Source organism: Kineococcus gurbantunggutensis (assembly GCF_050871925.1).
Lineage (GTDB): Bacteria > Actinomycetota > Actinomycetes > Actinomycetales > Kineococcaceae > Kineococcus.
In genome coordinates this window covers 1-25,837 of the sequence record NZ_JBJLSG010000018.1, presented here as the reverse complement: position 1 = coordinate 25,837, position 25,837 = coordinate 1, and the positions used below count along the sequence as shown (strand labels likewise).

General features: G+C 74.0%; 19 protein-coding genes. 9 read left to right on the top strand and 10 right to left on the bottom strand.

All coding sequences use genetic code 11. The annotated features are described in order from the left end of the window. Window positions 1-56: 56 nt before the first annotated feature. On the bottom strand, window positions 57-908 hold the full coding sequence (locus ACRYR7_RS05270; protein WP_432571022.1) for an MBL fold metallo-hydrolase: 852 nt from the start codon (window positions 906-908) through the stop codon (window positions 57-59). Window positions 909-1,354: 446 nt separating this feature from the next. On the opposite strand from ACRYR7_RS05270, the gene ACRYR7_RS05265 reads away from it, so the two are divergent. Further along, window positions 1,355-1,969, top strand: a complete 615-nt coding sequence (locus tag ACRYR7_RS05265) for a TetR/AcrR family transcriptional regulator (protein WP_432571021.1) — start codon at window positions 1,355-1,357, stop codon at window positions 1,967-1,969. A gap of 693 nt (window positions 1,970-2,662) precedes the next feature. Here the strand turns inward: ACRYR7_RS05265 and ACRYR7_RS05260 are convergent. Next, on the bottom strand, window positions 2,663-3,958 hold the full coding sequence (locus ACRYR7_RS05260) for a hypothetical protein (RefSeq protein ID WP_432571020.1): 1,296 nt from the start codon (window positions 3,956-3,958) through the stop codon (window positions 2,663-2,665). 804 nt (window positions 3,959-4,762) lie between these two features. On the opposite strand from ACRYR7_RS05260, the gene ACRYR7_RS05255 reads away from it, so the two are divergent. The 4 genes from ACRYR7_RS05255 to ACRYR7_RS05240 all read left to right on the top strand — a co-directional run bounded on the left by ACRYR7_RS05255 (window position 4,763) and on the right by ACRYR7_RS05240 (window position 11,609). Beyond that, entirely contained in the window at window positions 4,763-7,561 is a 2,799-nt protein-coding gene (locus ACRYR7_RS05255; protein ID WP_432571019.1) for an ATP-binding protein, read from the top strand. Between the two features lie 116 nt (window positions 7,562-7,677). Next, on the top strand, window positions 7,678-10,419 hold the full coding sequence (locus ACRYR7_RS05250; protein ID WP_432571018.1) for an ATP-binding protein: 2,742 nt from the start codon (window positions 7,678-7,680) through the stop codon (window positions 10,417-10,419). A 150-nt stretch (window positions 10,420-10,569) separates the two neighbouring features. Beyond that, window positions 10,570-11,238, top strand: coding sequence for an isochorismatase family protein (locus ACRYR7_RS05245; RefSeq protein ID WP_432571017.1), 669 nt, complete (start codon window positions 10,570-10,572; stop codon window positions 11,236-11,238). Between the two features lie 56 nt (window positions 11,239-11,294). Beyond that, window positions 11,295-11,609, top strand: a complete 315-nt coding sequence (locus tag ACRYR7_RS05240) for a hypothetical protein (protein ID WP_432571016.1) — start codon at window positions 11,295-11,297, stop codon at window positions 11,607-11,609. Between the two features lie 177 nt (window positions 11,610-11,786). Here ACRYR7_RS05240 and ACRYR7_RS05235 read toward each other — a convergent pair whose 3' ends face one another. From ACRYR7_RS05235 to ACRYR7_RS05225, 3 genes are all read right to left on the bottom strand, one after another. Then, window positions 11,787-12,158, bottom strand: a complete 372-nt coding sequence (locus tag ACRYR7_RS05235; protein ID WP_432571015.1) for a hypothetical protein — start codon at window positions 12,156-12,158, stop codon at window positions 11,787-11,789. Beyond that, window positions 12,139-12,876 carry an SDR family NAD(P)-dependent oxidoreductase gene (locus tag ACRYR7_RS05230; RefSeq protein WP_432571014.1) on the bottom strand — a complete coding sequence of 246 codons (738 nt, stop codon included), beginning with the start codon at window positions 12,874-12,876 and terminating at the stop codon, window positions 12,139-12,141. The genes ACRYR7_RS05235 and ACRYR7_RS05230 overlap by 20 nt, the downstream gene beginning before the upstream one ends. 127 nt (window positions 12,877-13,003) lie before the next feature. Next, window positions 13,004-13,855, bottom strand: coding sequence for an SDR family oxidoreductase (locus tag ACRYR7_RS05225; protein ID WP_432571013.1), 852 nt, complete (start codon window positions 13,853-13,855; stop codon window positions 13,004-13,006). 214 nt (window positions 13,856-14,069) lie between these two features. Between ACRYR7_RS05225 and ACRYR7_RS05220 the strand changes: the two genes are divergently transcribed. Beyond that, complete coding sequence (locus tag ACRYR7_RS05220; protein WP_432571012.1) at window positions 14,070-14,888, top strand: helix-turn-helix transcriptional regulator; 819 nt, start codon at window positions 14,070-14,072, stop codon at window positions 14,886-14,888. A 213-nt stretch (window positions 14,889-15,101) separates the two neighbouring features. Here ACRYR7_RS05220 and ACRYR7_RS05215 read toward each other — a convergent pair whose 3' ends face one another. Continuing rightward, complete coding sequence (locus tag ACRYR7_RS05215; RefSeq protein WP_432571011.1) at window positions 15,102-15,680, bottom strand: AAA family ATPase; 579 nt, start codon at window positions 15,678-15,680, stop codon at window positions 15,102-15,104. Between the two features lie 336 nt (window positions 15,681-16,016). After that, window positions 16,017-16,454 carry a hypothetical protein gene (locus ACRYR7_RS05210; protein WP_432571010.1) on the bottom strand — a complete coding sequence of 146 codons (438 nt, stop codon included), beginning with the start codon at window positions 16,452-16,454 and terminating at the stop codon, window positions 16,017-16,019. A 1,010-nt stretch (window positions 16,455-17,464) separates the two neighbouring features. On the opposite strand from ACRYR7_RS05210, the gene ACRYR7_RS05205 reads away from it, so the two are divergent. Beyond that, window positions 17,465-18,115, top strand: a complete 651-nt coding sequence (locus ACRYR7_RS05205) for a hypothetical protein (protein ID WP_432571009.1) — start codon at window positions 17,465-17,467, stop codon at window positions 18,113-18,115. 60 nt (window positions 18,116-18,175) lie between these two features. On the opposite strand, the gene ACRYR7_RS05200 is transcribed toward ACRYR7_RS05205, so the two are convergent. After that, on the bottom strand, window positions 18,176-18,928 hold the full coding sequence (locus ACRYR7_RS05200; RefSeq protein WP_432571008.1) for a hypothetical protein: 753 nt from the start codon (window positions 18,926-18,928) through the stop codon (window positions 18,176-18,178). Between the two features lie 381 nt (window positions 18,929-19,309). Between ACRYR7_RS05200 and ACRYR7_RS05195 the strand changes: the two genes are divergently transcribed. Continuing rightward, a complete protein-coding gene (locus ACRYR7_RS05195; RefSeq protein ID WP_432571007.1) occupies window positions 19,310-20,485 on the top strand; it encodes a hypothetical protein in 1,176 nt (391 codons plus the stop codon). 99 nt (window positions 20,486-20,584) lie between these two features. Here the strand turns inward: ACRYR7_RS05195 and ACRYR7_RS05190 are convergent, their stop codons facing one another. Both ACRYR7_RS05190 and ACRYR7_RS05185 read right to left on the bottom strand, forming a co-directional pair. Then, window positions 20,585-21,748, bottom strand: a complete 1,164-nt coding sequence (locus ACRYR7_RS05190) for a hypothetical protein (protein WP_432571006.1) — start codon at window positions 21,746-21,748, stop codon at window positions 20,585-20,587. Window positions 21,749-22,150: 402 nt separating this feature from the next. After that, window positions 22,151-23,314 (bottom strand): PDDEXK nuclease domain-containing protein, encoded by a 1,164-nt coding sequence (locus tag ACRYR7_RS05185; RefSeq protein WP_432571005.1) that lies wholly within the window; start codon window positions 23,312-23,314, stop codon window positions 22,151-22,153. Between the two features lie 356 nt (window positions 23,315-23,670). Between ACRYR7_RS05185 and ACRYR7_RS05180 the strand changes: the two genes are divergently transcribed. Continuing rightward, the coding region (locus ACRYR7_RS05180) for a TerD family protein (RefSeq protein ID WP_432571004.1) at window positions 23,671-25,837 on the top strand (2,167 nt) is incomplete at its 3' end.

The following is a 25,837-nucleotide window of genomic DNA, read 5'->3' as shown; positions in this document are numbered from 1 at the left end:
GGAGACACCTTCCCGGGGGCAGCGTGGGGGAGGGAGCCGCCGGACGGCATCCGAGCTCAGTGGTGAGTGGCGTCCGCCCACGTGTCGTCGTCGGTGATGAGGGCGAAGGAGGGGTTGCTCAGGTGTGACGCTGCGATGACGATGCCCTCCTCCTTGGCCTGCTCGAGGATCCGATCACGTGCGCTGCCGGCCAGGTCCCGATCGACGTCGGTCATGAAGTGGATGTTCTTGTCGTTCAACTGGGCGGGCAGTTCGATCATGTCGCCCACGAACCACAGCGTTTTACCCTGGGAGCTGAGTTTCACGGTGACGTGGCCGGGGGTGTGGCCAGGCGCGTGGACGGCCTGGACGCCGGGGAGGAGCTGGCTCTCGCCGGCGGGGTAGGTCTGAAGGATGCCCGCCTTCTCGGCGGCCTCCATCAGGACTCGGGTGGGGTCGTCCACGGGCGCCTCGTCGACGAGCAGTGCCCAGTCCTCGGCCCCGTAGTACACGGTGGCGTTGGGGAAGAACGGCCGCCCGTCCTTCATGATCCACCCGACGTGGTCCAGGTGGAGGTGAGTGATGAAGATCTTGGTGATCTCCTCGGGCTCGACTCCCTCCGCGGCCAGGGCCGCGGGGAGCGCGCCGGCGCTGGCCATGGTGAGCGGCGGGTCGGTCAGGCCGTTGGCTTCGGCGAGCTCGGCGGGGAAGGGCATCGACAGTTCCCCGGCGCCGGCGTCCACGAGGAACGTCCCACCCGGACCCTGCACCAGGTGGGCCCCCAGTCGGATCCTGTGGGTGCCTGTGACGTCGAGGATGTCGGGGTACTGGGAGAAGTCGGCACCCGGGTAGGCCGAGGGAGGCAGGTGGGACGCGCCGTCCGTCAGGACGGTGACGGTGAACTCGCCGATGGTGATCTTGTCGGTCATGGGAGTAGCTCCTCCGAGCTTCAGCGACTGACGAGCTGTCAGCCTGTGACAGGCGGGCGGTGCGTGACTGTACACGTCGGCGGGGGACCGGGGAAGACGTGGTTCTTCGCAGGCCGACCCCGTCGGGGTGAGCGTGCTCGTGTCGTGACCGTCCTGGCGAGGTCGGTGCCGCACATCCCGGAGACGCTCGGTCGACGGTGATCGCCGACACCCGTGCCACCTCGATCGCGTGAGGAGTCGGGCCGACCCGGGCGCCCGAGTGAGCAGCTCGGCAGCGGGAGCGACTCGCCCACGACCGCACGTCAGCGAGCGGCGGCACACCCGCGCTGCCGGCGACTGCGGCTCCCCGGGTCGCACGGGCCACACGGCTCCGCTGCGACTGCTCGCCGTCGACTGTCACGCGATGACACAACGGTAGTGGATGACATGGGAGGTACCCTCGGGCCATGGAGCAGTCACCTGGACGTTCGGCCACGCCGAAGGGCGTGCGCGAGAGGACCAAGGACGCCATCCGCAGCGAGCTGTCGGCGGCCGCCATGCGCTCGTTCCAGGAGGTGGGGTACTCCGGTACCACGGTGGAGGCGATCGCCGCCTCCGTCGGGGTTTCTGGGCGGACCTTCTTCAGGTACTTCGCGTCCAAGGAGGACGCGGTCCTGCAGCCGATCGAGAACCTGGGGCGAGATGCCGCCGTCCGGCTGCTCGACAGACCGGCTCGTGAGACACCGCTGCAGGCCCTGCGTGCCGCGATGGACGTGGCCGTCGAAGCGGTCCTGCGGGATGTTCCGTTGATGCGGACGGTCATGCGGCTCAACGTCGAGAACCCGGAGCTGCGCCGCAGGCACCTGCAGAGGATGGACGAGTGGATCGACCAGTTGGCCCACGCGCTCGCCCTTCGGCAGGGGTTGACGCCCACTGACCCCTCTGCACGACTGCCGTGTTCCATCGTGTTGTCCGCCTGGGAACTGGCGCTCCACCGCTGCGCTCAACGAGATGAGTTCGAGGGGGTCTCAGAGGCACTCGATGCGGCACTGTCGGAGGCCAAGGGGTTCTTGCGCAGATGACGCGGTGAGGAGCCGGGGACCCCGACGCCGACCGCGTCAGCGATCACCGATGAGCTGTGGGAACTGTTCGAGCCACCACCGCCCGGAGCCGCTGCGAGGAGGTGGAGCTCAGCGCGTCCGTCGTCGGGGCCGGCGGGTCGCACGGCTCGACCGGTCGCTCGAGGGCCGAGGGCTGCTGCGGCGTGGAGCCGATGCCTCGGCACTCGGCGCAGCGCGAGCAGGCTTCGAATCGACTGCCACGTCTCGCCGTCCTCGACCCACGGGCCGACCTCCTCGGTGCGCACACCCGGGAAGGCCAGCGACCACGGCTCGGTGAGGCAGGCCCACATCGCGTACCCGGTGAAGCACGCCGGCTGAGCCGGTGTCCACGGCGCGCTCAGGACGTGCCCGGCAGAGCTGGCGCACGGAAGCGGTGGTGCACGGAAGTCGTGCGGGTCCGGCGCCAGGCGTCGGCGCCACCATGGGCGCCCGGAGGCGCCCGGGAGGCGCTTCAAGAGTCCGGTCACGGCAAGGGTCCTCCCGGCTCGAGCGGTGCAGCGGTCAGCACCGCTCCCGCGCGGGACCGGCCGGTGGTGCACCGCCCGCCGCACACCGGGAACCGCCGCACCACCCGGGCACCAGCACGACGACCCCCCTCGAGTCCGTCGGTCCCGCACCGCGGGTCCCGCACCCTCGGTCCCACCGCGAGCCTGCTCACGCCAGCGCCGCCTCGAGCACCTGCCCGGTGCGTTCCAGCAAGCCGGGGACCGGGGCGTGGCTGACGCAGGTCAGGTGCAGGCGGCCCGCGAGCGTCAGCGCGCCCACCACCTGCTCGCCGAGGACCTGGTTGAGCATCGACGGCCCCCACAGCCCCCGCACCCCCGGGATGGTGGGCAGCGCGCCGAGGTTGCTCACCAGCACGTCCAACCCCAGCGCCCCGCCGGCCATCAGCCGTTCAGCGTCCTCGGCGCCGGCGCGGGCACCGACGAACGCCTCCTGCGCGGCGGCGGCGCGGGCCGCCGCGAGCGCGTCGCGGTGCGGAGCCAGCGCGGCGACCTGCTCCCGGGCAGCGGCCCAGAACTCGCCGCCCGGCTGCGCCAGCGTGCGGCCGACGTGCAGGAGCAGACCCTCGGCTGCGGTGGCGGGCTGCTGGGCTGCGCTGGCGGGCAGGGATGCGCGCACGTCGATGGGAGACAGGACCCGCACGGCCTCCAGGCCGCGCTCGGCCGCCACCACGCGGGCGAGCGCGGTGACCAGCGCGGCGTGCACGGTGCAGCGCTCGGCGCGCGCGCGGGTGCGCAGCCGCCCGGTCAGGTCCTGCTCCAGCCGCAGGGCCGACACCACCGGCGCTGCGCCGTCGAAGGGGCGGATCTGCGCCGGCACCCGCAGCCGCGGATCCACCGCGGGCGGCGCGGCCGGACCGGCTTCCAGCACGGCCCGCACCCCCGGGTCGGTGGCGAGGAGTTCCTCGCGCGCGGCGGGCAGCCGCAGCGGCGGCAGTTCCCGCCCGGCCAGCGCTGCCGGCAGGTCAGCGGCCACGCTCGCCGCGGCCCGCCCGTCCAGCGCCTCGTGCCCGAAGACGAGCACGGCGGTGTCGCCACCCGGCAGGACGGTGGCGCGGAACAGCCGTCCACCGATCAGCGGTGCGGCCAGTTCGGCGGCGACGACCTCGGTCCACTCGTGCGCCGTCGTGGTGCCCAGCACCCCGGTCGTCACTCCGCCGGCGTCCCCGGCGGGCTCCTCGTGGTGCGGGGCGGCCGCGAACCACGGACCGTCCTCGGCCTCGACCACCCGCGCGTCGAGCAGCGGGTGGCGACGGCGCAGCGCGGTGATCGCGTGCTGCCACCGGGAGCGGCTCGCGGGTGCCTCCAGCTGGACGGTGAGGCAGTGGTGCATCGGATGACGGCTGGACCACAGGTGGTAGAGGCGCTCCAAGGTGCCGAGGGGGCGCAGCAGTCGGGCTCCCTCCGCGGGGGAGGAACCGTCGAGGGGCAGCGGGGAGGTCGTCATGACCGGATGCTCGCCGGGGCGCAGGGTTCCGGCCATCAGCAGGACCACTGCACTTCGCGTCAGGGCTCTCGACGCGCAGGCCGCCGTCGCGCTCCACCCTCGGTGTCGTCGATGGCGCCCGGGGTCGACGGTGCGCGGCCCGGTGCGGCGGCGGTCCTGCCGCCGGGGCGCGCACACGCTTCCACCGTCACCCGCCCCGCCGCCCGTCCACGCCGGCTCACCCGCTGCGCGGAGGTGAGAGGTGGGCGCGAGCCAGTTCCAGCCGGGTTCCGCTGGTGCGTCCGGCGGCCAGGACGGCCCGGTGGTGCCGTTCGGCGGTGACGGGGCCCGCGCCGGCAGCGCTCGCGCCCGGTGCACCACCAGACGCAGGTGCTGGAGTCCAGCGCCGCGGCGGCCCGCTCGGTGAGCTCCACCTGCTCGGCGATCCTCTCGGCGTCACCGACCGCGGCCACGGCCAACCCCACCCGCCGGCGCAGCGCCGCAGCCCGCCGTCCACGGCCGGTTGCAGGGCCGACCACGACGACCTCAGCCACCGGCAGACCGCCAGCAGTTCCGGCACGGGGGAGAAGCCCCGGCGGCCACCACGGGCAGCGGGTCCTCCTCGGGCGTCGGTGCTCCTCAGGCCGCCGACCCGGTCGGTCGCTGCACCGAGCGTGCCGGCGCGGCCGGCGTCCTCGACCGGCTGCGCAGCGGCAGTGGCCGCGGGACCCTCGATCTGCGAGGAGCGCCCTCCTCGCGCCGGTCCCCGCACTACCCTGCCGCAGTGGAGCCCCACCGGCGGGCTCGGCGAAGGGAGCACGTGCAGTGATCGGCCGCGACCGCGAGCTGGCCCAGCTGCAGCACCTGCTGACCGCGGTCGGCGACGGCGACGGCGCTGGGCGCGTCGTCCTCGTCGAGGGCGAAGCCGGCATCGGCAAGACGACCCTCCTCGCAGCCGCCGCCCAGCGCGCCCGCGCGGCCGGCTTCCACGTCCTGCGCTGCGAAGGCACCGAAGGCGGGGCGGCGGCCGGGTTCACCGCCCTGCACGAGCTCCTGCACCCCGTGCTGGACCGGGCGCAGGCACTGCCCGACCGCCAGCGCCGGGCACTGCTGACGGCCTTCGGCCTCGACGACGGCCCCCCTCCGGACCGGCTGCTCATCAGGCTCGCCGTCCTCGGGCTGCTCGAGGAGGTCGCTTCCACCCGCCCCCTCCTGCTGCTCGTCGAGGACGTGCAGTGGCTGGACACCTCCACGGGCGAGGTCATCGCCTTCCTGGCCCGTCGCCTGAGCACCACCCGCCTGCTGCTGCTCGCCGCGGTGCGCACCGGCAGCACCGCTGAGGCGCCGTGGGTACCCACCCTGCGCGCAGCAGCCGAGCTGGTGCACCTGCAGCCCCTGGACGACGGCGAGGCGCGGCAGCTGCTGCGCTCCCTCGAAGACCGCTCCCCCGAGGACTGCTCCCTGGACGGTGGCGCTCCCGGGAGCGGGACCCTCAGCGAGCAGGCCCGGCAGCGGGTGCTTCGCGAAGCGCGCGGCAACCCCCTGGCGCTGCGCGAGTTCACCGCGGCGCTGGCCGGCGGAGCCGGTGAGGTGGCGCTCTCCAGCGCTCCGCTGCCCACGACCCGGCGGCTGGAGGCCGCCTTCCTCGACGCCGTCGACCGGCTGCCCGCCAGCGGGCAGCGCATGCTGCAGCTGGCCGCGGCCGGTGAGGACCTGCAGCTCGCCGAACTGCTGAGCGCGGCCGATTCCCTCGGCCTGCCCCGGCACCAGCTGGACCCGGCCGAACGTGCCGGACTGCTCACCGTCGTCGACGAACGGGTGCGCTTCCGCCACCCCCTGCTGCGCTCGGCCGTCCACGGAGCCTCCTCGTCCGCCGATCGCCTCGCAGCCCACCGCGCCCTGGCCTCGGCGGTCCGCGATCCGGCGCGGGCGGCCTGGCACCGCGCCGCCGCCACCCTCGGGCACGACGAAGCGGTCGCCGCCGAGATCGAGCGCGCCGGCACGAGGGCGGCCGAGCGCGGCGCGCGCGTCGAGGCGGCCGCGGCCCTGCGCCGGGCCGCGGAACTGACCCCCGACACCTCCCGCCGCGCCGCCCGCCTGATCGCCGCGGCGCAGTACGCACGCCAAGCCGGCGCGGCCGTGCAGGCCGGTGCAGCCCTGCAGGCCGCCGCCGGCCTGGTCGATGCACCCCAGGAGCGCTACCAGATCGCCCACCTGCGCTCGATGCTCTCCATCGCCACCGGCGACGCCTCCGTGCGCACCGGGGACTACCTGCAGGAGGTGGTGCTGCTCGAAGGCCAGCTCGCCGGCCCCAGCGGCAGCGCCGAGCCCGAGCAACGCATCCGCCTGCTCACCAGCGCCGCCTTCCACGTCGTCAACCAGGTCAGCACCCCCGGCGAACGGCGCGCGGTGCACGACCGGCTCGCGGCGGTGGACGCCGGCTTCCCCCACCCCGTGCAGCAGATCGCCCTCGCGGTCATCGACCCGCTGGCCCACCCGCAGGTGCGCGCTCAGCTGCCGCAGCTGCTGGTCACCTTCGCCGAGTCCCCGCAGATGCTGCTGGCCCTCGGGCAGGCCGCCGAACGGCTGCAGGAGCTGACCAGCGCTCGCACCGCCTGGCTGCGCGCCGCCGAGGCGTTCCACCGCCAGGGCTCTGCCGGGGACGAGTGCCAGGCGCTCAACGCCCTCGCCTCGGTACGGGTGGTCCTCGGCCAGCTGAGCGAGGGGCTGGCGGACGCCGAGACCGCCTACCGCTCCGGCCTGGCGCTTGGACTGCCCATGGTGGCCGCCGGCGCGGCCGCCGCCGCCTGCAGAGCCCTCGCGCTGAGCGGCCGGGTGGACGATGCGCGCGAGGCGCTGGCCCGCGCGCGAGAGGCCGGCGTCGGCGACGCCGTGCCGCAGGTGCCCGCCGGCGTCTCGTGGGCCGCTGGGCTGATCGCGCTGCAGGAGCACCGCTACGGCGACGCGCTCGCCGACCTGCTCGAGGTCGCGGCCTTCCCCCTGTTCGCCGCCTGGGCGGTGGCCGACCTCGCCGAGGCGGCTGCCGGGGCCGGGGACCCGGCCAAGGCCCGGCCCCTGCTGGAGCGGGTCGACGCGGCCGCGGTGCTGCTGGGCTCAGATCACCTGGCCTCGCTGGCGCACCGCAGCAGGGCGCTGCTGGCCGGGGCGCAGGCCGGCGAGGAGCACTTCCTGGCCGCCCTGGAGGTCGGCGCCAGGGCCGGGTCCCCGCTGGAGCTCGCACGCACCCAGCTGCTGCACGGGCAGTGGCTGCGCCGCACCAGGCGTCCCGTCGACGCCCGCACGTCGCTGGCCGCCGCGCTCAACGGCTTCGAGCGGGTGGGGGCCCGGGCGCTGGCCGACCTCGCCGCCCAGGAGCTGCGGGCCGCAGGAGGGACGGGGCGCGCCGGGACGGCACCCACGGGCCTGTCGAGCCCGCTGACCGCCCAGGAGCTGCAGGTCGCCCGGCTGGCGGCCGCCGGGATGAGCAACAAGGAGATCGCCGACCAGCTGTACCTGTCGCACCGCACAGTGGGCGCGCACCTGTACCGCGCGTTCCCCAAGCTGGGCATCACCAGCCGGGCCCGGCTGCACGGGGCGCTGGAGGCGGCCGGGCTGCTCGGCTGACGTGCCCGCACCCGCGGTGCGGATCCCGCCCGCCGGGATGCTCGCTAGGATCCCGGCTGCCGGGAGCAGGTCGTCGAGACGCACCGCGGCACACCACGGGAAGCGAGGTCCTCGGGATGGCGCACGTCCACCGCCCCGACGGGCCGGTCGCGCTCGTGGGTCGCGACGTCGAACTGGCGCAGCTGCGCACCTTGACCACCGCAGCCCGAGCCGGGCACGGCGGTGGGCTCCTGGTCCGGGGCGAAGCCGGCATCGGCAAGACGGCGCTGGTCGACGCGGGCGCCGACGCGGCGGAGGCGGCCGGCTTCCACGTGCTGCGGTGCCGGGGCTTCCGCGGGGAGGGCGACGTCGGGTTCGCCGGGCTGCACGAGCTGCTGCACCCCCTCCTGGACCGCCTGGACGTACTGCCCGCACGCCAGCGCGCAGCGCTGGAGGTGGTCTTCGGCCTGGCCGACGGCGTTCCCGCCGACCGCCTGGTGCTGGGCCTGGCGACCCTCGGGCTGCTGGAGGAGGTGGCGCAGCAGACGCCGGTGCTGGTGCTCGTGGAGGACCTGCAGTGGCTGGACCCCTCCAGCGCGGAGACGGTGGCCTTCCTGCCGCGCCGGGTGGCGGAGAGCCGCGTCCTCGTCCTGGCCACCACCAGGGTCGGCGACGAGGAGCGCTCCTCCTGGGAGCGCTCCTTCCCGCACGTGCTGTCCCTGACGCCGTTGCACGAGCGCGATGCCGAGACCCTCGTGCGCGCCACCGGCGCCGACCTGCCCGCGAAGGTCCGGACCCGCATCCTGCAGGAGTCCTCCGGAAACCCCCTCGCGCTCACCGAGCTGGCCGCGCAGCACTCCCGCTCGGGCGGGCAGAGCAGTGGCGAGGCGCCCGCAGCGCTGCCCCGGCGACTGGAAGAAGCCTTCCTCGGCGAGGCGCTCCTGCTGCCCACGGCCACCCGGCAGGCTCTGCTCGTGGCCGCCACCGCCGAAGGCGCGCCGCAGCAGGAGGTCCTGCAGGCCGTGCGCTCCCTCGGCCTGAGCGATGCGGACCTGCTGCCCGCGCAGCGTTCCCGACTGCTGCAGCTCAGCGGCGACCGGTTCACCTTCCGCCACCCCCTGATCAGCTCCGCCCTCTACGACTCCGCCGGATCGAGCGCTCGTGCCCGGGTGCACGGTGCACTGGCCGCGGTGACGCGCGACCCCGCCCGGGCGGCGCAGCACCGCGCGGCGGCGGCGATGGGCTGGGACGAGGACGCCGCGGAAGAGCTGGACGGCGTCGCGCAGCGGGCGCTCGGCCGGGGAGCCGCGGCCGAGGCCGCGACGGCGTGGCGGCGAGCGGCCGCCTTGACGGCGGAGCTCGACCGCCGGGCCGGCCTGCTGGCCTCGGCCGCGGAGGCCGCCCGCCAGGCCGGTGCTTCCGCGGACGCCGCGGTGCTGCTCACCGAGGCCCGCGCCGTCACCGCCCCGACGCAGCACCGCACGCTGCGGCGCGCGGCCCGCACCGATTGGCTGCTGAGCATGACCGCCGACCACCAGGGGCGCGGAGCCGTCGACCTCGTCGACCTGGCCGCCGCGATGCCCGGGCCCGACGAGCGCACCGAGGTGCTCGCGTGGGCGGCGACGAAGTGCTCCGTGCTGCAGGAACCGGAGGACGTGCGGGCCGTGGTACGCGCGGCCCTGCGCGAGCAGGACACCGACAGGCCCCTGCAACGGGTAGCGCTCGCACTGGTCGACCCCGGCGCCCCCCTCGACCCGGCGACGTTCGAGCGCTTCCGCGCCCAGGCGCAGCAGACGGACGGCGTGCTGCTGAACTGCCTCGCGTTCTCGGTGGAGGACGCCGGTGACCTCGCCGCCGCGCAGGGCTGCTGGAGCACCGCCGTCGAGGTCGCCCACGCCTCCACCCGCACCAGTGACGAGGTCACCGCCCTGTGCGGGCGATCCACTCCCCGGCTGGGGCGCGGAGACCTCCCCGGAGGCCTCGCCGACGCCGAGCAGGCGCTGCACCTGAGCCTGGAGCTGGACCTGCCCGTGGTGGCGGCCATGGCCGCCACCGTCGTCGCCCGCGCCCGCGCCTGGCGCGGTGAGCGCGAGCGGGCCACGCAGGCCCTGCAGCAGGCCCGGACCCTGCCCGCAGCGGCGCCCTTCACCCGCGTGCACGCCAGCGCGGCGTGGGCGGCAGGGGTCCTGGCGCTGACCGAAGGACGTCACGCGGACGCGCTCGCGGACCTGCAGGGCGCCGCGGTCAACGCCGCCGTCGCCCTGTGGGCCGGCGGTGACCTGGCCGAGCCGGCCGCCCGCAGCGGTCGCCCCGACCTCGTGGCCGACTGGTCGCGCACAGCAGCGGCGGCCGTGGAGGCGAACGGGTCCCCGCACCTGGCGATGCTCCTGGAGCGCTCCCGCGCGCTGCTGGCCCGAGCAGACCGGGCGCAGGCGCACTTCGAGGCGGCGCTCGCGCACGGCGTGCGCAGCGGCGCCGCCTTCGACCTGGCCCGCACCCGGCTGCACTACGGCGAGTGGCTGCGCCGCGAGCGACGGATCACCGAGGCCCGCGAGCACCTGACCCCCGCTCTCGAGGCCTTCGACTCGCTCGGCGCCCTGCCCCTGGCGGAGCGCGTCCGTCAGGAGCTGCGGGCAGCCGGTGCCGAGCCCACGCCGGTCGCAGCGGAGCAGGACGTGGCGGTGCGTTCCCTGACCGCTCAAGAACTGCTCGTCGCCCGCCTGGCCGCGCAGGGCTTGTCGAACAGGGAGATCGCCGACCAGGTGTACGTCTCCCACCGGACGGTCGGCTCCCACCTGTCCCGCGTGTTCGCCAAGCTGCAGATCGCCCGGCGTTCCCAGCTGGTCGCCGCGCTCGGCGACGAGGCCCGACCGGCCTGAAGCCCCTGCTCCCCGGCCTCCGCTCGGGTGTCGGCACCGCATCGGTCGCAGGTGCTCGGCAGTCATTGCACCGATGCCGACCCCGGCCGGCACGGCCACGATGGGCAGCGCTCCGCATCAGCCCGCGACCACCGCCGAGGAAGTGCAACCATGGAAATCCGCGCCCACGACACCGCCGTCGTCGTCACCGATCCGCAGAACGACGTCCTGCGCGCGGGCAACCCCGCCTGGCCCCTGCTGGTCGACGCGTTGCGGGAGAACGACACCGTCGCCAACCTGAAGCGGCTGCTGGATGCCGCCTCGGGCGGCGGGTACGGGATCTTCATCTCGCCGCACTACAACTTCGACACCGACTTCGCTTGGCGCTTCGGCGGCCCCATCGAGACGATGATGCACGACGCGAAGATGTTCCACCGCACCTCCGCGCTCTCCCTCGACGGTTTCAGCGGCTCCGGAGCCGATTGGCTGGAGGCCCTCGCCCCGGTGATCGAGGACGGGCGCACCGTGGTCACCAGTCCCCACAAGATCTTCGGGCCGTCCTCCAACGACCTCGTGCTGCAGCTGCGCAAGCGGGGCGTCACCACGGTGGTCCTGGCCGGGATGCTGGCCAACCTGTGCGTGGAGTCGCACCTGCGTGAACTGCTCGAGAACGGCTTCGAGGTCGCTGTCGCCCACGACGCGGTCGCCGCCCCGCGGCACCCGCAGTTCGGCGACGGCAACGCCGCCGCCCAGGTCAACTACCGCTTCCTGACCGACACCGTCCTCAGCACCGAACAGGTGCTGGAGCACATGGCCGCCGGTGCGGTGAGCGCTTCGTGAGGTCGCCCGTGCGGACACCACCGCAGCAGTCGACGCTGCGGGAGGTGTACTCCGCGATGATCGCGCGCCTGCCGGCTGCGACCCGGCGGGCTCTGCTCGTGGCGGCCGTGGGCCAGGACGCTCCCTTGCGGGAAGTCGTCGCTGCGGCGCGACTGGTCGGCTCACCCGCTGCCGAGCTCATCTTCGCGCGGTGCCCCGACGTGCTGGCCGCGGAGGAGCAGTCGTTGCGCTTCCTGCACTCGCTGGTGCCTTCGGTCCTGCACGACGGAGCGGATACCGGCGAGCTGGCGCAGGTCCACCGCGCCCTGGCCGCGGTTCGCCGGGACCCCTCGCGTGCCGAACAGCACCGGGCGGCCACCTCCCGAGGGTGAGGTCTCGTCGTCGCGCCGAGCAGGGGGTGAGGCGTCGGCGACCGCGGCCGGGCAGGAGCAGACGCAGGGAGGGGGAGTGGCCCACCCGTGAGGTGGCCCTGCCGCCTTCCGCGTCCGCACCGGCCCCGTGAGCCGCTGCGCGCACGGCCCGGCCGGCTCGTCGCAGCGCTGCAGGCTTCAGTGCTCCAGAGCGGACCAGCGCTGGACGGGTGACGAGGTCGCACAGTGCCGGGTGAACAGCGGGTCCTCCACGCGGAAGCGCTCAGCTGCCAGCCGGTCCCGGAAGACGGCGATCGCTCGAGCGGGCGGATGCGCATCCTCAGCGGTGCGGGTGTTCTCGGCGGTGTCGACGTCCACAGCAACGTCCGAGTGCGACAGGGTTCCGATCATCCACAGCTGACCCGCGGCACCGAGCCGATCGGTGTCGGCCCGGTGCCGGGGGTAGACCCGGCGGACCACCTCCACCGCCGCCGGCTCCCACTCGTACTCGACGACGAAGTAGACGCTCCGACGCGGCGGCGCAGGTGCTTCAGGAGGCGAATCGGGCACCGAGACCTCCATCGACGTCCCAGCTGGCTCCGGTGACGAAGCCGGCCTCGGCGGAGGCGAGGAAGGCGACCACGGAGGCGATCTCCTCCGGCTCCCCGATCCTGCCGAGGGGGTGGATCCGCTGCAGGTGCCCCCACGCCGCGCCGGGATCGGGCATGGCCTGGTACTGCGCCACCATCGGCGGGGTGCGGACGTAGCCGGGGCAGACGGCGTTGACACGGATGGCGTCGCCGGCCAGCTCCAGGGCCATCGAGCGGGTCAGGCCGAGCACCCCGGCCTTGGCCGCGGCGTAGGGGAACAGCCCCGGGCGGGTCAGGTGCGCGTGGAGGGAGGCGATGTTGACCACCGCGCCGCCGCCCAGGCGGCGCATCCCGTGCGTGAGGGCTCTGGTGCACAACCAGGCGGCCTTGAGGTCGACCGCCATGAGCGCATCCCAGTCGGCGCTGCTCAACGACTCCACCCCGGCCGCCCGCCCGAGGCCGGCGTTGTTGACCAGCACGCCCACCGCTCCCAGTTGCGCCTCCACCTCGGCCATGGCAGCGGCGATGCGTTCCTCGTCGGCCACGTCGCAGCGCACGAAGCGGTGCCGGGGTCCCAGCGCCTGGGCGGCCGCCGCTCCCGTGCGCTCGCTGCGTCCCAGGACCGCCACCGGCCAGCCGTCCCGGGCCAGGCGCTGGGCGATGGCCAGCCCGATGCCTTGAGTGCCGCCGGTGACCACAGCAGCGCCTCGAGTCCCCCGACTGCTGCTCGGGCTGGTGCTCAAGCTGCTGGTGGGATCGCTGACCGGGCCGTCGACTGCATCGTCGACCGCATCCATGACCGGGCGAGTGATCGGCTCCTGCACCTCACACCCCGGTGGCGGCGGGTGCGGTCAGGTCGGTGGCGGCGGCGCTGGCCTGCTGCGCCTCGATGTCGGCCAGCCGTTCGCGCAGCGCCTCGCGCAGGTAGCGCTGGGAGTCGCTGCCGGTGACCAGCCGCAACGGCGCCGGAGTCTGCTCGACGGTGGCGATGATGGCTGCGGCGACCTTGGCGGGATCGCTGACCGAGGGCAGGTTCGGGTTCTGGATGCCGCGCGACATCGCCGCCGGGGTGCCGTCGTAGGCGGCCAAGGGCTGCGGCAGGCGCGAGCCCCCAGTTCGGAAGCCGGTGGCGGCGCTGCCGGGCTCGACGATGGTCACGCCGATGCCGAAGGGAGCCAGGTCCTTGGCGTTGGCCTCCATGAAGCCCTCCACGCCCCACTTGCTGGCGTGGTAGAGCGAGGCGCCGGGGTTGGTGGCCTGCCCGCCGTAGGTGGACAACTGGATGATGCGCCCCCCGCCCTGGGCGCGCAGGTGCGGCACCGCGGCACGCAGGATCTGGACGGGGCCGAGCAGGTTGGTGGCGATCTGGTGCTCGATCTGCTCGTCGGTGAGCTCCTCGGCGGCGCCGAAGAGGCCGTAGCCGGCGTTGTTGACGATGACGTCGATCGTCCCGAGCTCGGCGAAGGCCTTGGCGACGACCGTGCGGATGGCGGGGGTGTCGGTGACGTCGAGCGTCGCAGTCCACAGCTGCCGGCCGTAGCGGGTGGCCAGATCGCCCAGGGAGGAGGTGTCACGGGCGGTGGCGGCCACCCGGTCTCCGCGCTGCAGCAGCTGCTCGGTCATCAGCCGGCCGAAGCCGCTGGTGGAGCCGGTGATGAACCAGGTGCGCTGAGCCATTGTCGTTCAACCTCTCGAGTCTGCTTGGTGTGTGTGGTTCGCTCGATCCGCTCGGCCGTCAGAACGGCGCGGGCGAAGCTGCAGACGATGCTCAGCGCAAGCCTGGAACCGGAGAAGACCCTGCGGACACCGGTAGTGGCGGGGACAGGCTGAGCGCGCGCTGGATCCTCGTCGGGCCTGTGCGGCGCCGGTGGCCCCCGCTAGCGTCGACGTCGTGGAACCACGCACGCCCCTGGCCGACTTCCTGCGCGCCCGCCGCCAGCTGGTGCGGCCCGAGGACGTCGGGCTGCCGACCAGCAGCCGGCGGCGGGTGCGCGGGCTGCGGCGCGAGGAGGTGGCCCTGCTGGCCGGCATCAGCAACGAGTACTACCTGCGGTTGGAGCAGGGACGCGACCAGCACCCCTCCGAGCAGGTCGTCGACGCCCTGGCCCGGGCGCTGCAGCTGGACGTCGAGGCCACCGCCCACGCCTTGGAGCTCTCCCGCGCCCGGCCGCGCCGACGCGTCGGCTCCCCCCAGCACCGCCCCGAGCGGGTGCCCGAGGGGGTGCGGATGCTGCTCGAGAGCGTCAACGTGCCCGCCTTCGTCATGGACCGCTACCGCGACGTGCTGGCGGTCAACCGACTGGCGAGCGCGCTGGAGCCGGCTCTGGTGGTCGGTGCCAACCGGCTGGTGTCCTTGTTCACCGACCCCGAGGCGCGCAGCTACCACCCGGACTGGGCGCAGAACACCGTCAGCGTCGTGGCGCAGTTGCGCGCCGACATCGGCGCCGAGCAGGACGATGCGCGCTTCCAGGCCCTCGTGGGGGAGCTGTCGGTGAAGAGCGAGCGCTTCCGCCAGCTGTGGGCGCGTCACGACGTCAAGGCCGGCGGGTCCCCCACGGCAGTCGTGCGTCACCCCGTGGTCGGGGAGGTGGTGCTGCACCGGGAGAAGTTCGCCGTCATCGGTACTGCTTCCCTGGTGGTCGTGATGTACCACGCCGAGCCGGACACGCCCTCTGCTGAAGCTCTGGCGATGCTGGCCTCACTCACCTGACACGTGCAGGACATGAACCGCGTCAAGGCCTTGTCCCGTCGCATGGGTGGTAGCACTGCGACTGCATGGCCAGCAGCGCCATCACCCCCGATTCGATGTGAGCGTGAAGTCGTAGCGCTGGCAGAAGTCATCGCTGGTCGGGGTGTCGGGGTGCCGGGGTGTCGGGGTGTCGGGGTGAGCGCCTGATCCCGCGGCCGTGAATGCGGGTCTTCGTCAGCCGATCGAGTCGGCGTGGGTGTCGCACAAGGAGGGCCAGCGGGCCGCGGCCCACGCCGCCCACGACCGGTGCGGCGGTGGGGCTGCAGGCGGCAGCGCGCCGGCCAGCTCCTCGGCGGTGGGTTCCTCGAAGTCTTCCCGCCAGCGCGCCAGGTCCTGGGCGCTGAGGGCGAAGGCCTGCCCGGGGGTGCGCGCGGCGCGCGCTCGCACGCGCGCCAGCTGGGTGTGCGGGTCCACGGCCAGGTACTCGGTGCGGCACCGGGCCCCGACGGCGGTGAAGAGCTGGTGCAGGGCGTGGCGTTCCTCGCGCGCCCACAGCCCGAAGTCGATGATCACGTTCAGGCCCTGCTCGGCGGCGCGCAGCGCGGTCCACAGCAGCCGGCCTTCGAGCACGTCGCGCTTGCCGGCGGCCTGGGGGTCGCCGACGAGGTCGCTGAACAGGTCGCCGTAGAGGGGGGTCATCCACTCGTCCGGGCTCAGGCGCAGGGCGGGCAGGTGCTGCTCGAGGTGGCGGGCGCGGGTGGTCTTGCCGGCGCCGGGCAGGCCGACCATCAAGACTGCTGTGGCGGGTCGCATGGCGGTCGTCCTCTCGTCGTCGGCGCGGTTGCGAACCGCCTGGCGATGGTGCACCGCCTGTCCATGGCGCACCTCGATGGGGCACTGCCTGCCGCTGATCTTGGCGCCCCGCGAGGCCGCGGTCGGGCAGCTGGTCGTGTCCTCCTTGTACCGAACGCAGGTTTCGGCGGCCAGTGGCTTTCCCGGTCGCCCGCTGTTGCCCGCTGCCCGGCGACCCCGTGACGTCAGGGAGCGGGGAGCGGGGAGCGGGGAGCGGGGTTCGGGGGTCAGGGGTGAACGTGTGGTTGGCACCGCGTGCGGCCGCAGCCTCAGGGGCGACGGGGGGCGCCGGCAGGTTCACACGCTGCCGCCCGTGCCGCCGGTGCTGCGGGTGCTGCCGGCGCCGTGGGTGCTGCGGGTGCTGTGGGGTGTGACGACGACCTGGTGCTCGTCCTCGTAGACCACCCGGCCGGGCTCGGCGGTGCGCAGGCGCTGCCAGGGCAGGCCGTGGGCGTCGAGCAGGTCCAGGTAGCCGGTGATGCCGGTGAGCAGGTGGGTGGCGCTGTCCTTGAACCAGGCCGCGGCCAGCGGGTGGCGGTCACGGTCGTAGACGGTGGGGTCGGTGCTGGTGGGGTCGGGGTAGGCGGCGTTGGCGCGCTCGACGAAGGCCTCCTGCTCGGGGGTGAGGCGTCCGTGCTTGCGCAGGGCGTTGACGGCGGCGAAGACGCCGAGGTGGCGCCCGCGGTCGTCGGGTGCGCTGAGCTGGTAGCGCACGTAGCTCACCGGAGCTGTCACGGCCTGATCCTGCCCGAGGTGTCCTCGGCGAGCGGGGCAGCCGCGCGCGAGGGGCTGACGAGGTGCGTGTGCTGACGGCTGGCGTGTGCTGACGGCTGGCGTGTGCTGACGGCTGGCGTGTGCTGATCGGCTCACGTGTGCTGATCGGCGCGCCCGTGCGGCGTCGATGCCGTGAGCGGAGGCCTGCGCGGGTGCGTGCGGGGTCAGCGGCGCCGCCGGTGGCCGGCTCGCGGTGCCGGTCCTGGCCGCCTCTGATCGGCGGGCAGGGGTGGATCACCCCACCACCACACCCCGTCTCGGTCGGGGGCCATGTCCGGGGCCATGTCCGGGGCCATCGACTGCAGCACCGCGCCCAGGGACTCCTCGAGTCACCGGCCACGAGGTGCTCGGCGAGGTCGACGGCGGGGTCGAGACCGGGGTCGAGACCGGGGTCGAGACCGGGGTCGGGCAGGTTCAACGGGTAGTGCTCGACCTCATCGAGGTGGCGGCGCAGACCGGTGGTGAAGTCCCACCAGGGGTGGCGGTGGACCACGTGCAGCACCGGGTGCCCTTCGTGCAGGCCGGTCCAGGAGCGCAGCACGTACACCCGCCCGCCGGTGACGGGCAGCTGGCGCCCGGGATCGCTGAGCCGGTGCAGCACAGTGGTGCGCACGTCCTGGGCCCACCGGGCGGAGTCGGCCCGGATGCGTGCTGAGGTCTGCGCTGCGGTGTCCACGGCCTCGTCCTACCCGCTGGCACCGGGTTGGCCCTCGGCTTCTCCGGTCAGAGCGCCGGCGTGGCCACCGGCCAGAGCGCGGTGTCCGCGCCGTGAGCGCAGCGGATCGAGCGGTGCGGCAGGCCCGGGAAGTCCGGGCAGGTGCGAGAGGTGCCGGAGGTGCGGGAGGTGCTCAGCTGCGGCGGGGCACCTGTCGATCGAGGGCTGGGATGATCACCGGTGCGAGGATGGGCACCGGTGTCAGGGCGGGGACCGGTGCCGGGGCGGGGACCGGTGCCGGGGGGAGGAGGTGGGTGTGGGCGCTCACCGGACCGGTGCGGGCGAGCAGGTGCTGCGCAACCGCACCAACCAGGTGTGCGGCTGGCTGATCTGGGTGCTGCTGAGCCTGGTGTGGGCCTTGAACGACTCGATGGGCTTCGTCTACCCCGGCCAGCCGCCCTGGGCCACGCGCTGGCAGGGGCTGGTGGCCACCTGCGGTTTCGCCGCGGCCAGCGTGCTGGGGGTGCTGGTCTTCGCGGTGCCCCACGTGGGCGTGGGCGTGCGCACGGTGCGGGTGCAGAACTTCCTCTCCTGCCACCTGGTCCCGCGCGAGCTGATCACGGGTGTGCAGCAGGGCGGGTCGTGGCCGGTGCTGCGCTTGGCCGATGGCAGCAGGGTGCGCGTGTTCGGCGCTGAGCGCTCGGTGTGGATGCAGGTGCGGGGCCGCTCGGTCCTGCAGGAGCAGCACCTGCAGAACGGGCAGGAGGGGCAGGACCCGCAGGACCCGCAGGACCCGCAGGACCCGCAGGACCCGCAGCACCCGCAGCAGCCGCGGGGCGCGGCGCGCTCGCGTGAGCCCGCACAGGTGCAGCGGGTGTGGGGCCTGCCGCAGCCGGTGAGGCTGGTGGCCGCCTTCTGGGCCGTGGTGATCGTTCTCGGTTCGCTCTTGGGCAGCTACGTGCCCTGAGAGCCGCGACCGATCACCGGTGGAGATCACCGCCATGACTCAGTGGTCGCCCGCAGCTGGTCATGACGCCTCGGGTCGGGTCTCGAGCCGGCCATCGGCCGCCACGGCGTCGACGAGGGTGCGCGGCCCTGCCACCACGGTGCAGTCGGCGTCCAGGTCGCTCAGCACCAGCCAGGAGCGGTCGGCCGGCCACAGCGCGGTGGGCCCGTGGCGCTCGAACCAGCGCTGCTCTCGGTAGCGCCGGGTGCGCCCCAGCGCGCGCACCGCGGCCAGCGGGCCGGCCAGCAGCAGGCACGTGCGCAGCACCTGCACCCGGGGTGCGGTGCTGACCACGTCGGCGGGGAAGGCGGGGCCCTGCGCCGGCTCGACGTGGTGGGGATCGCCGTACACGTCGAGACCGGCTCCGCTGACCCACGGCAGGCCCTCGTCCAGGGCGATCGTGCACGAGGCGCTGGAGCCGGACCAGCGCGTCAGGTGGCTCAGCAGCGCGTCCCAGCCGGCCTCGCCCAGCTCACCGAGCTCGGGCTCGCCGCCGGGCCAGTCGCTGCGGGTGGTGCGGCGGGTGTGCACGGTGGCGGAGACGTCCTCCCACGTGCTGTGCGGGTGCAGCCGGCGGCCGGTGCGGGCGGCGACCTGCGCCCAGGTGACGGGGTCGCCGTCGGTGTCGGTGGCCGGGTGCAGCAGCCGCGCGGTGGCGGCGAAGGTCGGGAAGCAGCAGCCGTGGAGGAAGGGCTCCGGCGGCACGACGCTGCTCAGCCAGGTGGCGTCTCGGGTGGAGCGGGCAGGGGCCGGCTGCAGCGTCTGGGGGCGCACCGGGCCAGTGTGAGGGGTGGTCCTGCTCGCCCCTCGCGACCTGGCACCGGCAGGAGCGCGGTGTGCGCAGAAGGGCCGGGTCTGCGGCGCGATCCACTGGCAGGTCGCGGTGTGACTGGATCGTGCAGCAGGGCCTCATCGCGGTGGGGTCCTCGTCGCGGGGTTGTGCCGTGGAGGTGTCCGGGTAGGGCTGTGCGGGTGGTCCGCACCCGCCGGCGGGTGAGTGCCGCGGCGAGGGGGTTCCGGTGTGCTGCGGCTGCTGGTAGCGGTGGTGCCGGCGCTGCTGGCAGCGTCGGGTGTTCGTACGGCGGTGCCGATTCTTGTGCCGGTCTTGGTGCCGGTGCTGCGGGTCGAAGGGTTGAGGGGTGGAGGGAGGCGGGGATGGGCTGGGTCGAGCCTAGCGACTTCTCGGCGCCAGACGCCGAGCGCTACCTGCACCGGCGCACCGGGCGGCACCCGGCGCTGCTGGGCGAGTTGGCCACCTGGGTGCACAGCACCGGTGGCCCGTCCGAGCGGCTGGATGGCACGTGGGCGAGCCTGGTGCCGTTGTGGGCGTGGTTCGTGCGCTTCCTGGACGCCGGCTGCCCCGGCATCCCGGACACGGTGCGCGAGTACCAGTGGATCGCCCCGCACAAGGAGCACGACCCGAGCGACCACCAGGTCATCTACGCCGCCGAGGCGGTCGAGGCCTACGCCAGCGCCGTCGTGCAGCGCCTGGACGCCGGGGCGTCCTGGCAGGTCCTCAAGCGCCGCGGCGGGCGCCGTGACGGGGACCACCACCGCCCCGCGCTGGTGCTCAGCAGCGGCGACCCGATCGGGATGGGACTGCCCGGAGGAGCGCAGCGGGTCATCGACCCGGGCAACTGGGCCGGGCGCGGGCGCCAGGACGAGCGGTTGGTGGACTTCCTGCGCCCGCAGCTGCCCGCGCAGCTGCTGGAGCAGGACGTGAGCCCGTATCCCTCCTTCCTGCCCGCGCCGGGGCGCCTCACGCCGGCGCACCCGTACCCGCCCTTCACCCCGGGGGATCCGGGGCAGGCGGAAACGGGGGAGGGGGAGGTGGAGCTGGCGCGCCCGGCCGGCGCGCAGGACGCCCCGCCGATCGGGGTCGAGCTGCTGGGCGCGGACGAGATGGTGCTGGGTATCGCACCACCGACCACGCCCAGCCCTGCTGACTCGCCAGGTCAAGCGCGGCCGGAGGGTGCCTGGTGGCCCTCGCAGCAGGAGGCCGAGGCTGAGGAGGAGGCCGGGGACCTGGCGCGGTGGGCGCCGTTGAGCACGCGGGGTCTGCACGCGGCGCTGACCGGGTGGGGTTTCACGTGCCTGAGCCAGCAGGAGGGGAGCCCGCGCCTGGACCGCGGGGAGCACCAGTACGCCTGGTACGGGCGCGAGTCGGCGGTGCTCATCGAGACGTTCACCGCGCGCGGCAAGCTGCGCGCCTTGAGCGTGCGGTTCCTGACCGACGAGGCCCACGCGGTGGACACCCCCAGCGGGCGCTGGCTGGTCGACCGGCTGCGCCAGCTGGCCGCCGAGCGGGGAGCCGCCCTGCTGCCCGCCTGAGCAGGTGGTGACCGCAGGAGTCGCCCCGTGAGTGAGCAGCCGCAGAAGTGACTGTTCCTCAGGCGGAGACTGGGCTTCGCGAGTGGTGTGTGCGGGCGGTCAGGGAGGCGTGATGGCGTCGAGGTCGAGGCGGTACCAGGTGGCGCCGACGGCGACGTGGAGCTCGCAACCGCGGCCGGTGTAGCGCGCACGAGAGGGCGGCTGGCCGTCGGGCATCGTCAGCCGCTGCGGAGGGCCTGTCAGGCGCGGGCCGTCGGGGGTGATGCACAGGGGGGTGATGACGTCGCTTTCGACGGTGTAGCCGCCGATGAGCGCTGCACGGTCCCCGTCGACGAGCAGTGCCCGTGCGCCGCTGAACGGGGCCGGACCGTGGTCGTGGGCGTGCTGCCCCTCGGCGCTGACGAGATGGAAGGCGTCGTAGGCGTAGGCCCAAGCCTTCTCGCCGCAGACATTGAGGGCGTAGCAGTCGCCGATGAGCGGGAGATCGGTCTCGTTCTGGTGGGGGTATCGCCACCGCGGTGACAGGTCGGTGCCGAAGCGGACCAGGCCGTGGGTGCTCAGCCCCGAGCCGGTGAAGACGCCTTCGTCGAAGTAGGCCGTCCACACCTCACCGTCGGCGGTGCTGAGGAGGTGCTCGATGGCGTCCCCGATGTGGGCGGTGCAGACCAGCCGGCCGATGTCGTCGTAGACGGCGGCGTTGTCCTCGCCTTCTCGGCAGCGAGCCGAGACCAGGAGGACTTGGCCATCGGGTAGCGGTTGCACCTTGTGCCGGTCAGGCTGCGGAGGCACTGGCGTGATCGCCCTTGAAGTCCCGTCAGGAGCGTGGTGACTTACCTCGACGGCGCCGTCGCCGCCGTGCGCCCACACCGCCAGGGCCTCGCCAGCCGGACCGAAGCCGACCGTCACCGGCTCCTGTTCGCGCGACCGCCTGTCGGAGTGCCGAAGGTCGGCGTGGTGGCGCAGCGGCAACGTCGGGTAGGAGGACACCTCCTGCCGGCGGATCGACTCTCGCTGCTCATGCGCCCGCCGCATCTCACTGGGGTGCTCCAGCCGATCCCGGCGATGCAGTTCCGACAGTCGCTCGAAGTCCTGCTTCGGGTCGCCCGACGGCCCCCAGAGCTGCGTGATCCGCTGCCTTCGATCTTCGCTCTCCCATCGTTCCTGCTCGTGGATGGCACGGCTTCGCTCTTCGTGCTCGTGGTACCACTGCTGCCACTGCGGCTCATCCCAGGTCCGCATCTCCTCGCGCCAGGTCTCCCACACCCGACCATCGTGACCCAACCGGCCCGTACGGCTATGTCCGCTCGCTCAGCAGTGCGGGCGGTCAACACGCATCAGACGATCATCAAGGTTGGTGTGACGCTGCGTAGCGATGAATGGGCATTGCAGAAGCGGCCGCTTGTCAGATGCCAGCCAGGACACGCCCGACGGCTGGGACACGCCGTCTCACAACTCGTGCCCGAAATGGGCGTCTCATCAGCGGCCGGTCGATGCCTTCCGAGACGGTCCCGCTCACGTTGATTTGGGGCACCTTGCCGTCCGGAGTGGGCGACGGCGTTAGCAGCGGCTGCTCGCGACCCTACTTGCCGCGCCGGTGTCGATCGTTCAGCTCGGTGCTGAGCTGGGGGCGGTGGTGCCAGGGCGATGGCGGTCCGGGTGGGCGGCTCAGGCGTCGTCCGGGACGCTGTCCGCGTCGGTGTCCGGGACGCTGTCCGCGTCGGTGTCCGCGTCGGTGGGCTGCCCGGACGGCTGCCCAGCCAGCTCGTCGAGGGTGTCGGTGAGCACCGCGCTGACCTCGCTGGTCAGCTCGGCGCTCAGCAGCGCCGGGTCGGGCAGGCCCGCGCGCTGCTCGGGGCTCAGGGTGTCGTAGGTGGCCACCGCCACGGGGGCGGCAGCTCCTGCCAGGGCGTAGCGCACGATGGCCTCGTTGCGCCCGGCGACCAGCAGGATGCCCACGGTGGGCAAGTGCTGGGGGCGGCGCAGCTTGTCGTCGACCATGGCCACGTAGGTGCTCAGCTGGCCCAGGTAGCCGGGCTGGAAGCGGCCGATCTTGAGCTCCACGACGACGTAGCGCAGCTGCTCGACGTGGAAGAAGAGCAGGTCGACGATCAGCTCATCGCCGCCGACGGTGAAGTGCACCTGCCGGCCGACGAAGGCCATGCCGTGCCCGAAGGCGCTCAGGGTGGCTTGCAGGCGGTCCATCAGGGCCTGCTCCAGGCGCTTCTCGCTGGCGCGGTCGGTGGCGTCGAGGTGGTCGAAGACGTACGGGTCGCGGGTCAGCTGCTGGGCCAGGTCTGAGTCGATCGGGGGCAGGTGGGCGGCGAAGTTCGACGGGGCGGCGCCGGTGCGCTGGTGCAGGCGGGTGGCGATGTGATGCTCCAGGACGTTGCGCGACCAGCCGTGCTGAAGGGCCCTGGCGGCGTACCACTGCCGGGTGGCGGGCTCCTCGAGGCGGTCCAGCAGCACGGTCAGGTGGGTCCAGGGCATTTGTGCAGCAGGCTGCTGCACAAAGTCGGCCTCGTCGGGCCAGGCGGTGGCCACCGCGCGCATGTAGTGCAGGTTGCGCCGGGAGAAGCCGCGCTGGTCGGGGAAGGCGGCGCGCAGGTCCTGGGCGAGCCGGTCGATGACCTTGCCGCCCCACCCGTCGCGCTGCTGACGCACGAGGATGTCGCGGCCGATGGAGTGGTACAGGCGCAGCAGCTCGGTGTTGGCCGCGCGCGCCGCGCGCACCCGCGAGGTGCGCACGCGCTCCTTCAGCGCCTCGAGCAGCTCGGCGTAGCCGGCGGGCAGGTCACCAGGGCCGGCGGGGGTGAGGTCGCGTGCGGGCACGGTCGGCATCCTGCCGCCCGCCACCGACGGCCCCGCCACCGACGGCCCCGCCACCGACGGCCCCGCCACCGACGGCCCCGCCACCGACGGCCCCGCCAGCGGCGCCCTGGGCGCTGGACGTCCCCGCAGCCTGGGGCGTAGCCCCACCCGGGCGCTGGCCGGCCCGGCGCTCATGGGCCCAGCGCTCAGGGGCCGGGTGCCCAGGGCGTGCCGGTGCCTGGGCTCGGTGCGCGGAGCGCTCACGGGCCCGGGCGCCCGCCCGGCGCTCGCGGGACCGGGTGAGGGGTCGCCGGGGCCTCTTGTGCTGGTTCGCTGCACAAACGGTCACGGTGGGTGAGACTGCAACGGTGGGGGAGATGACGTTGTCTCGGGGCGCGAACCGGGCGTTGCCGCCGGCGGCCGGGCGGGTGCGCGTGGTGCTCAGCTGGGACGAGGGCGGGCAGGGCCACGACGGCCTGGCGGATGGCGCGGCTCTGGCGGACGTCGATGCGTGCGCGCTGGTGCTGGACGAGCAGCGGCGGGTGCTCAGCGATGAGCACTTCGTCTTTTACAACCAGAGAACCTCCCCGGAGGGGGCGGTGCGCCACCTGGGGCGCACAGCCACCGCCACCGGTGCTGAAGAGCGCCTGGCGGTGGACCTGGAGGAGCTGGGCGAGCGGGCGTGCTTCGTGGTGCTGGCCGCCAGCGTGGGCCGCGGCGGCATCGGGCAGGTGCCGGGGCTGCGCCTGGTGCTCAGCGCCGGTGGTGAGGTGCTGGCGCGCTTGGAGGCGGGTGAGGCCGGGGCGCAGACGGTGTTCGTGCTGGGGGAGCTGTACCGGCGCGCAGGTGAGTGGAAGGTGCGGTGCGTCGGGCAGGGCTGGGAGGACGGCCTGGCCGGGCTGGCGCGCGACTTCGGCGTCGACGTCGCCGATGAGGGTGCCGATGAGGGTGCCGACGACGGTGCCGACGACGGGGCCGACGACGAGGCTGCCAAGGAGGTGACCGGTGAGGCTGCCGGTAGCGAGAGTCTCGCCGCTCAGGGTGCCCTCGATGCCAGTTCCGCGGCCGCGGCCCTGTCCGCCGAGGACAGCAGCCACGCAGCCACCGCGAGAGCACCCCGTGAGCAGGCACCTATAGAGCAGGAACCGGTGGATCAGGCCGGTGTCCTCCCCGAGTCGTCAGGGGCCGGCGTCGCGGCCGCGGATGCTGCGGATGCCGCGGACGGTGGTGAGGACCTCGTCGAGGTCGTCGACACCGAGCAGGACATCCAGCAGGACATCCAGCAGGACATCCAGCAGGAGATCGGGGCAGGCGCTGCAGCGGACACCGAGCCGTCGAGCGCACCGGCGGCAGCGACGCCCGGTGCGAGCGTGCCCGGTGTCGCGGGTGTGCTCGAGGGCGCGGACGGTGGTGTCGCCTCCGATGTCGGCTCCAGCGACGACCCCGGTGTCGAGCCCGGCACCGAGCCTGCTGTCGAGCCCGGTGCTGCGGCGCTCGCCTCCTCGCCCGGGGACGCGGGGGCCAGCACCGCTGCCACCACCGGGGACGCAGCCACCACGACTGCCACGACGGCTGCGAACGCGGCTACGGCCGCGACGGCCGGGACCTCGACCACGGCTGCTGCGGCCCCCACGGGCACGGCTGCTACTGCCCCCGCGGGCACGGCCACCACTGCTGGGGCTCCCGCGGGCACGGCCACCACCGCTGGGGCTCCCGCGGGCACGGCCACCACCGCTGGGGCTCCCGCGGGCAGGGCCGCGGGGGTGCGCACCCGCAAGGCGAGCATCACGCGAGCGCCGGCGCGGACGGTAGTGCCGGCCGCGCCGGCGCTGCGCTTGCGCCTGGAGGAGTCCTGGCAGCCCGCGCGGGTGTTCTCCATCTCGGGGGTGGGCAGCGGGGAGGAGCAGGAGAAGCGCGCCACCTCTGCGCTGCTGGCCACGGTCATGGGGGTGCGGGCCTTCGCCAGGTCCTTGACCGCGCACTTCGACGCTCCCGCCGGGGTGGTGGAGACCTACCTGGAGACCCCCTTCAAGCTCGCCGAGGCCACCGTGGTCCCCGACGGGGTGATCCGCATCGCCCGCGCCGGAAGGGTCTGGACCGCTCTGGTGGAGGTCAAGACCGGCGATGCGGTGTTGCGCCGGGCGCAGGTGGAGAACTACCTCGACGTCGCGCGCGAGCAGGGCTTCGAGGCGGTGGTGACGATCTCCAACGAGATCTCCCCCGGTGCGGGCGAGCACCCCGTGGAGGTGGACCGGCGCAAGCTGCGCGGCAAGGTGGCCCTGCACCACCTGTCCTGGGCCGAGGTGGTGCACGAGGCGCAGATGACGCTGAGCCACCGCGGGGTGGGCGACGCTTTGCAGGCGTGGCTGCTGGGCGAGCTGATCCGCTACCTGCAGCACCCGCGCTCGGGAGCGGCGGGGTTCGAGGACATGGGCCCGGCGTGGGTGGGGGTGCGCGAGGCGGTGGCGGCGGGCACCCTGCGCGCGGGGGATCGCAAGGCGCCGGCGGTGGCCGAGGCGTGGATCCGCCTGGTGCGCCAGCTGC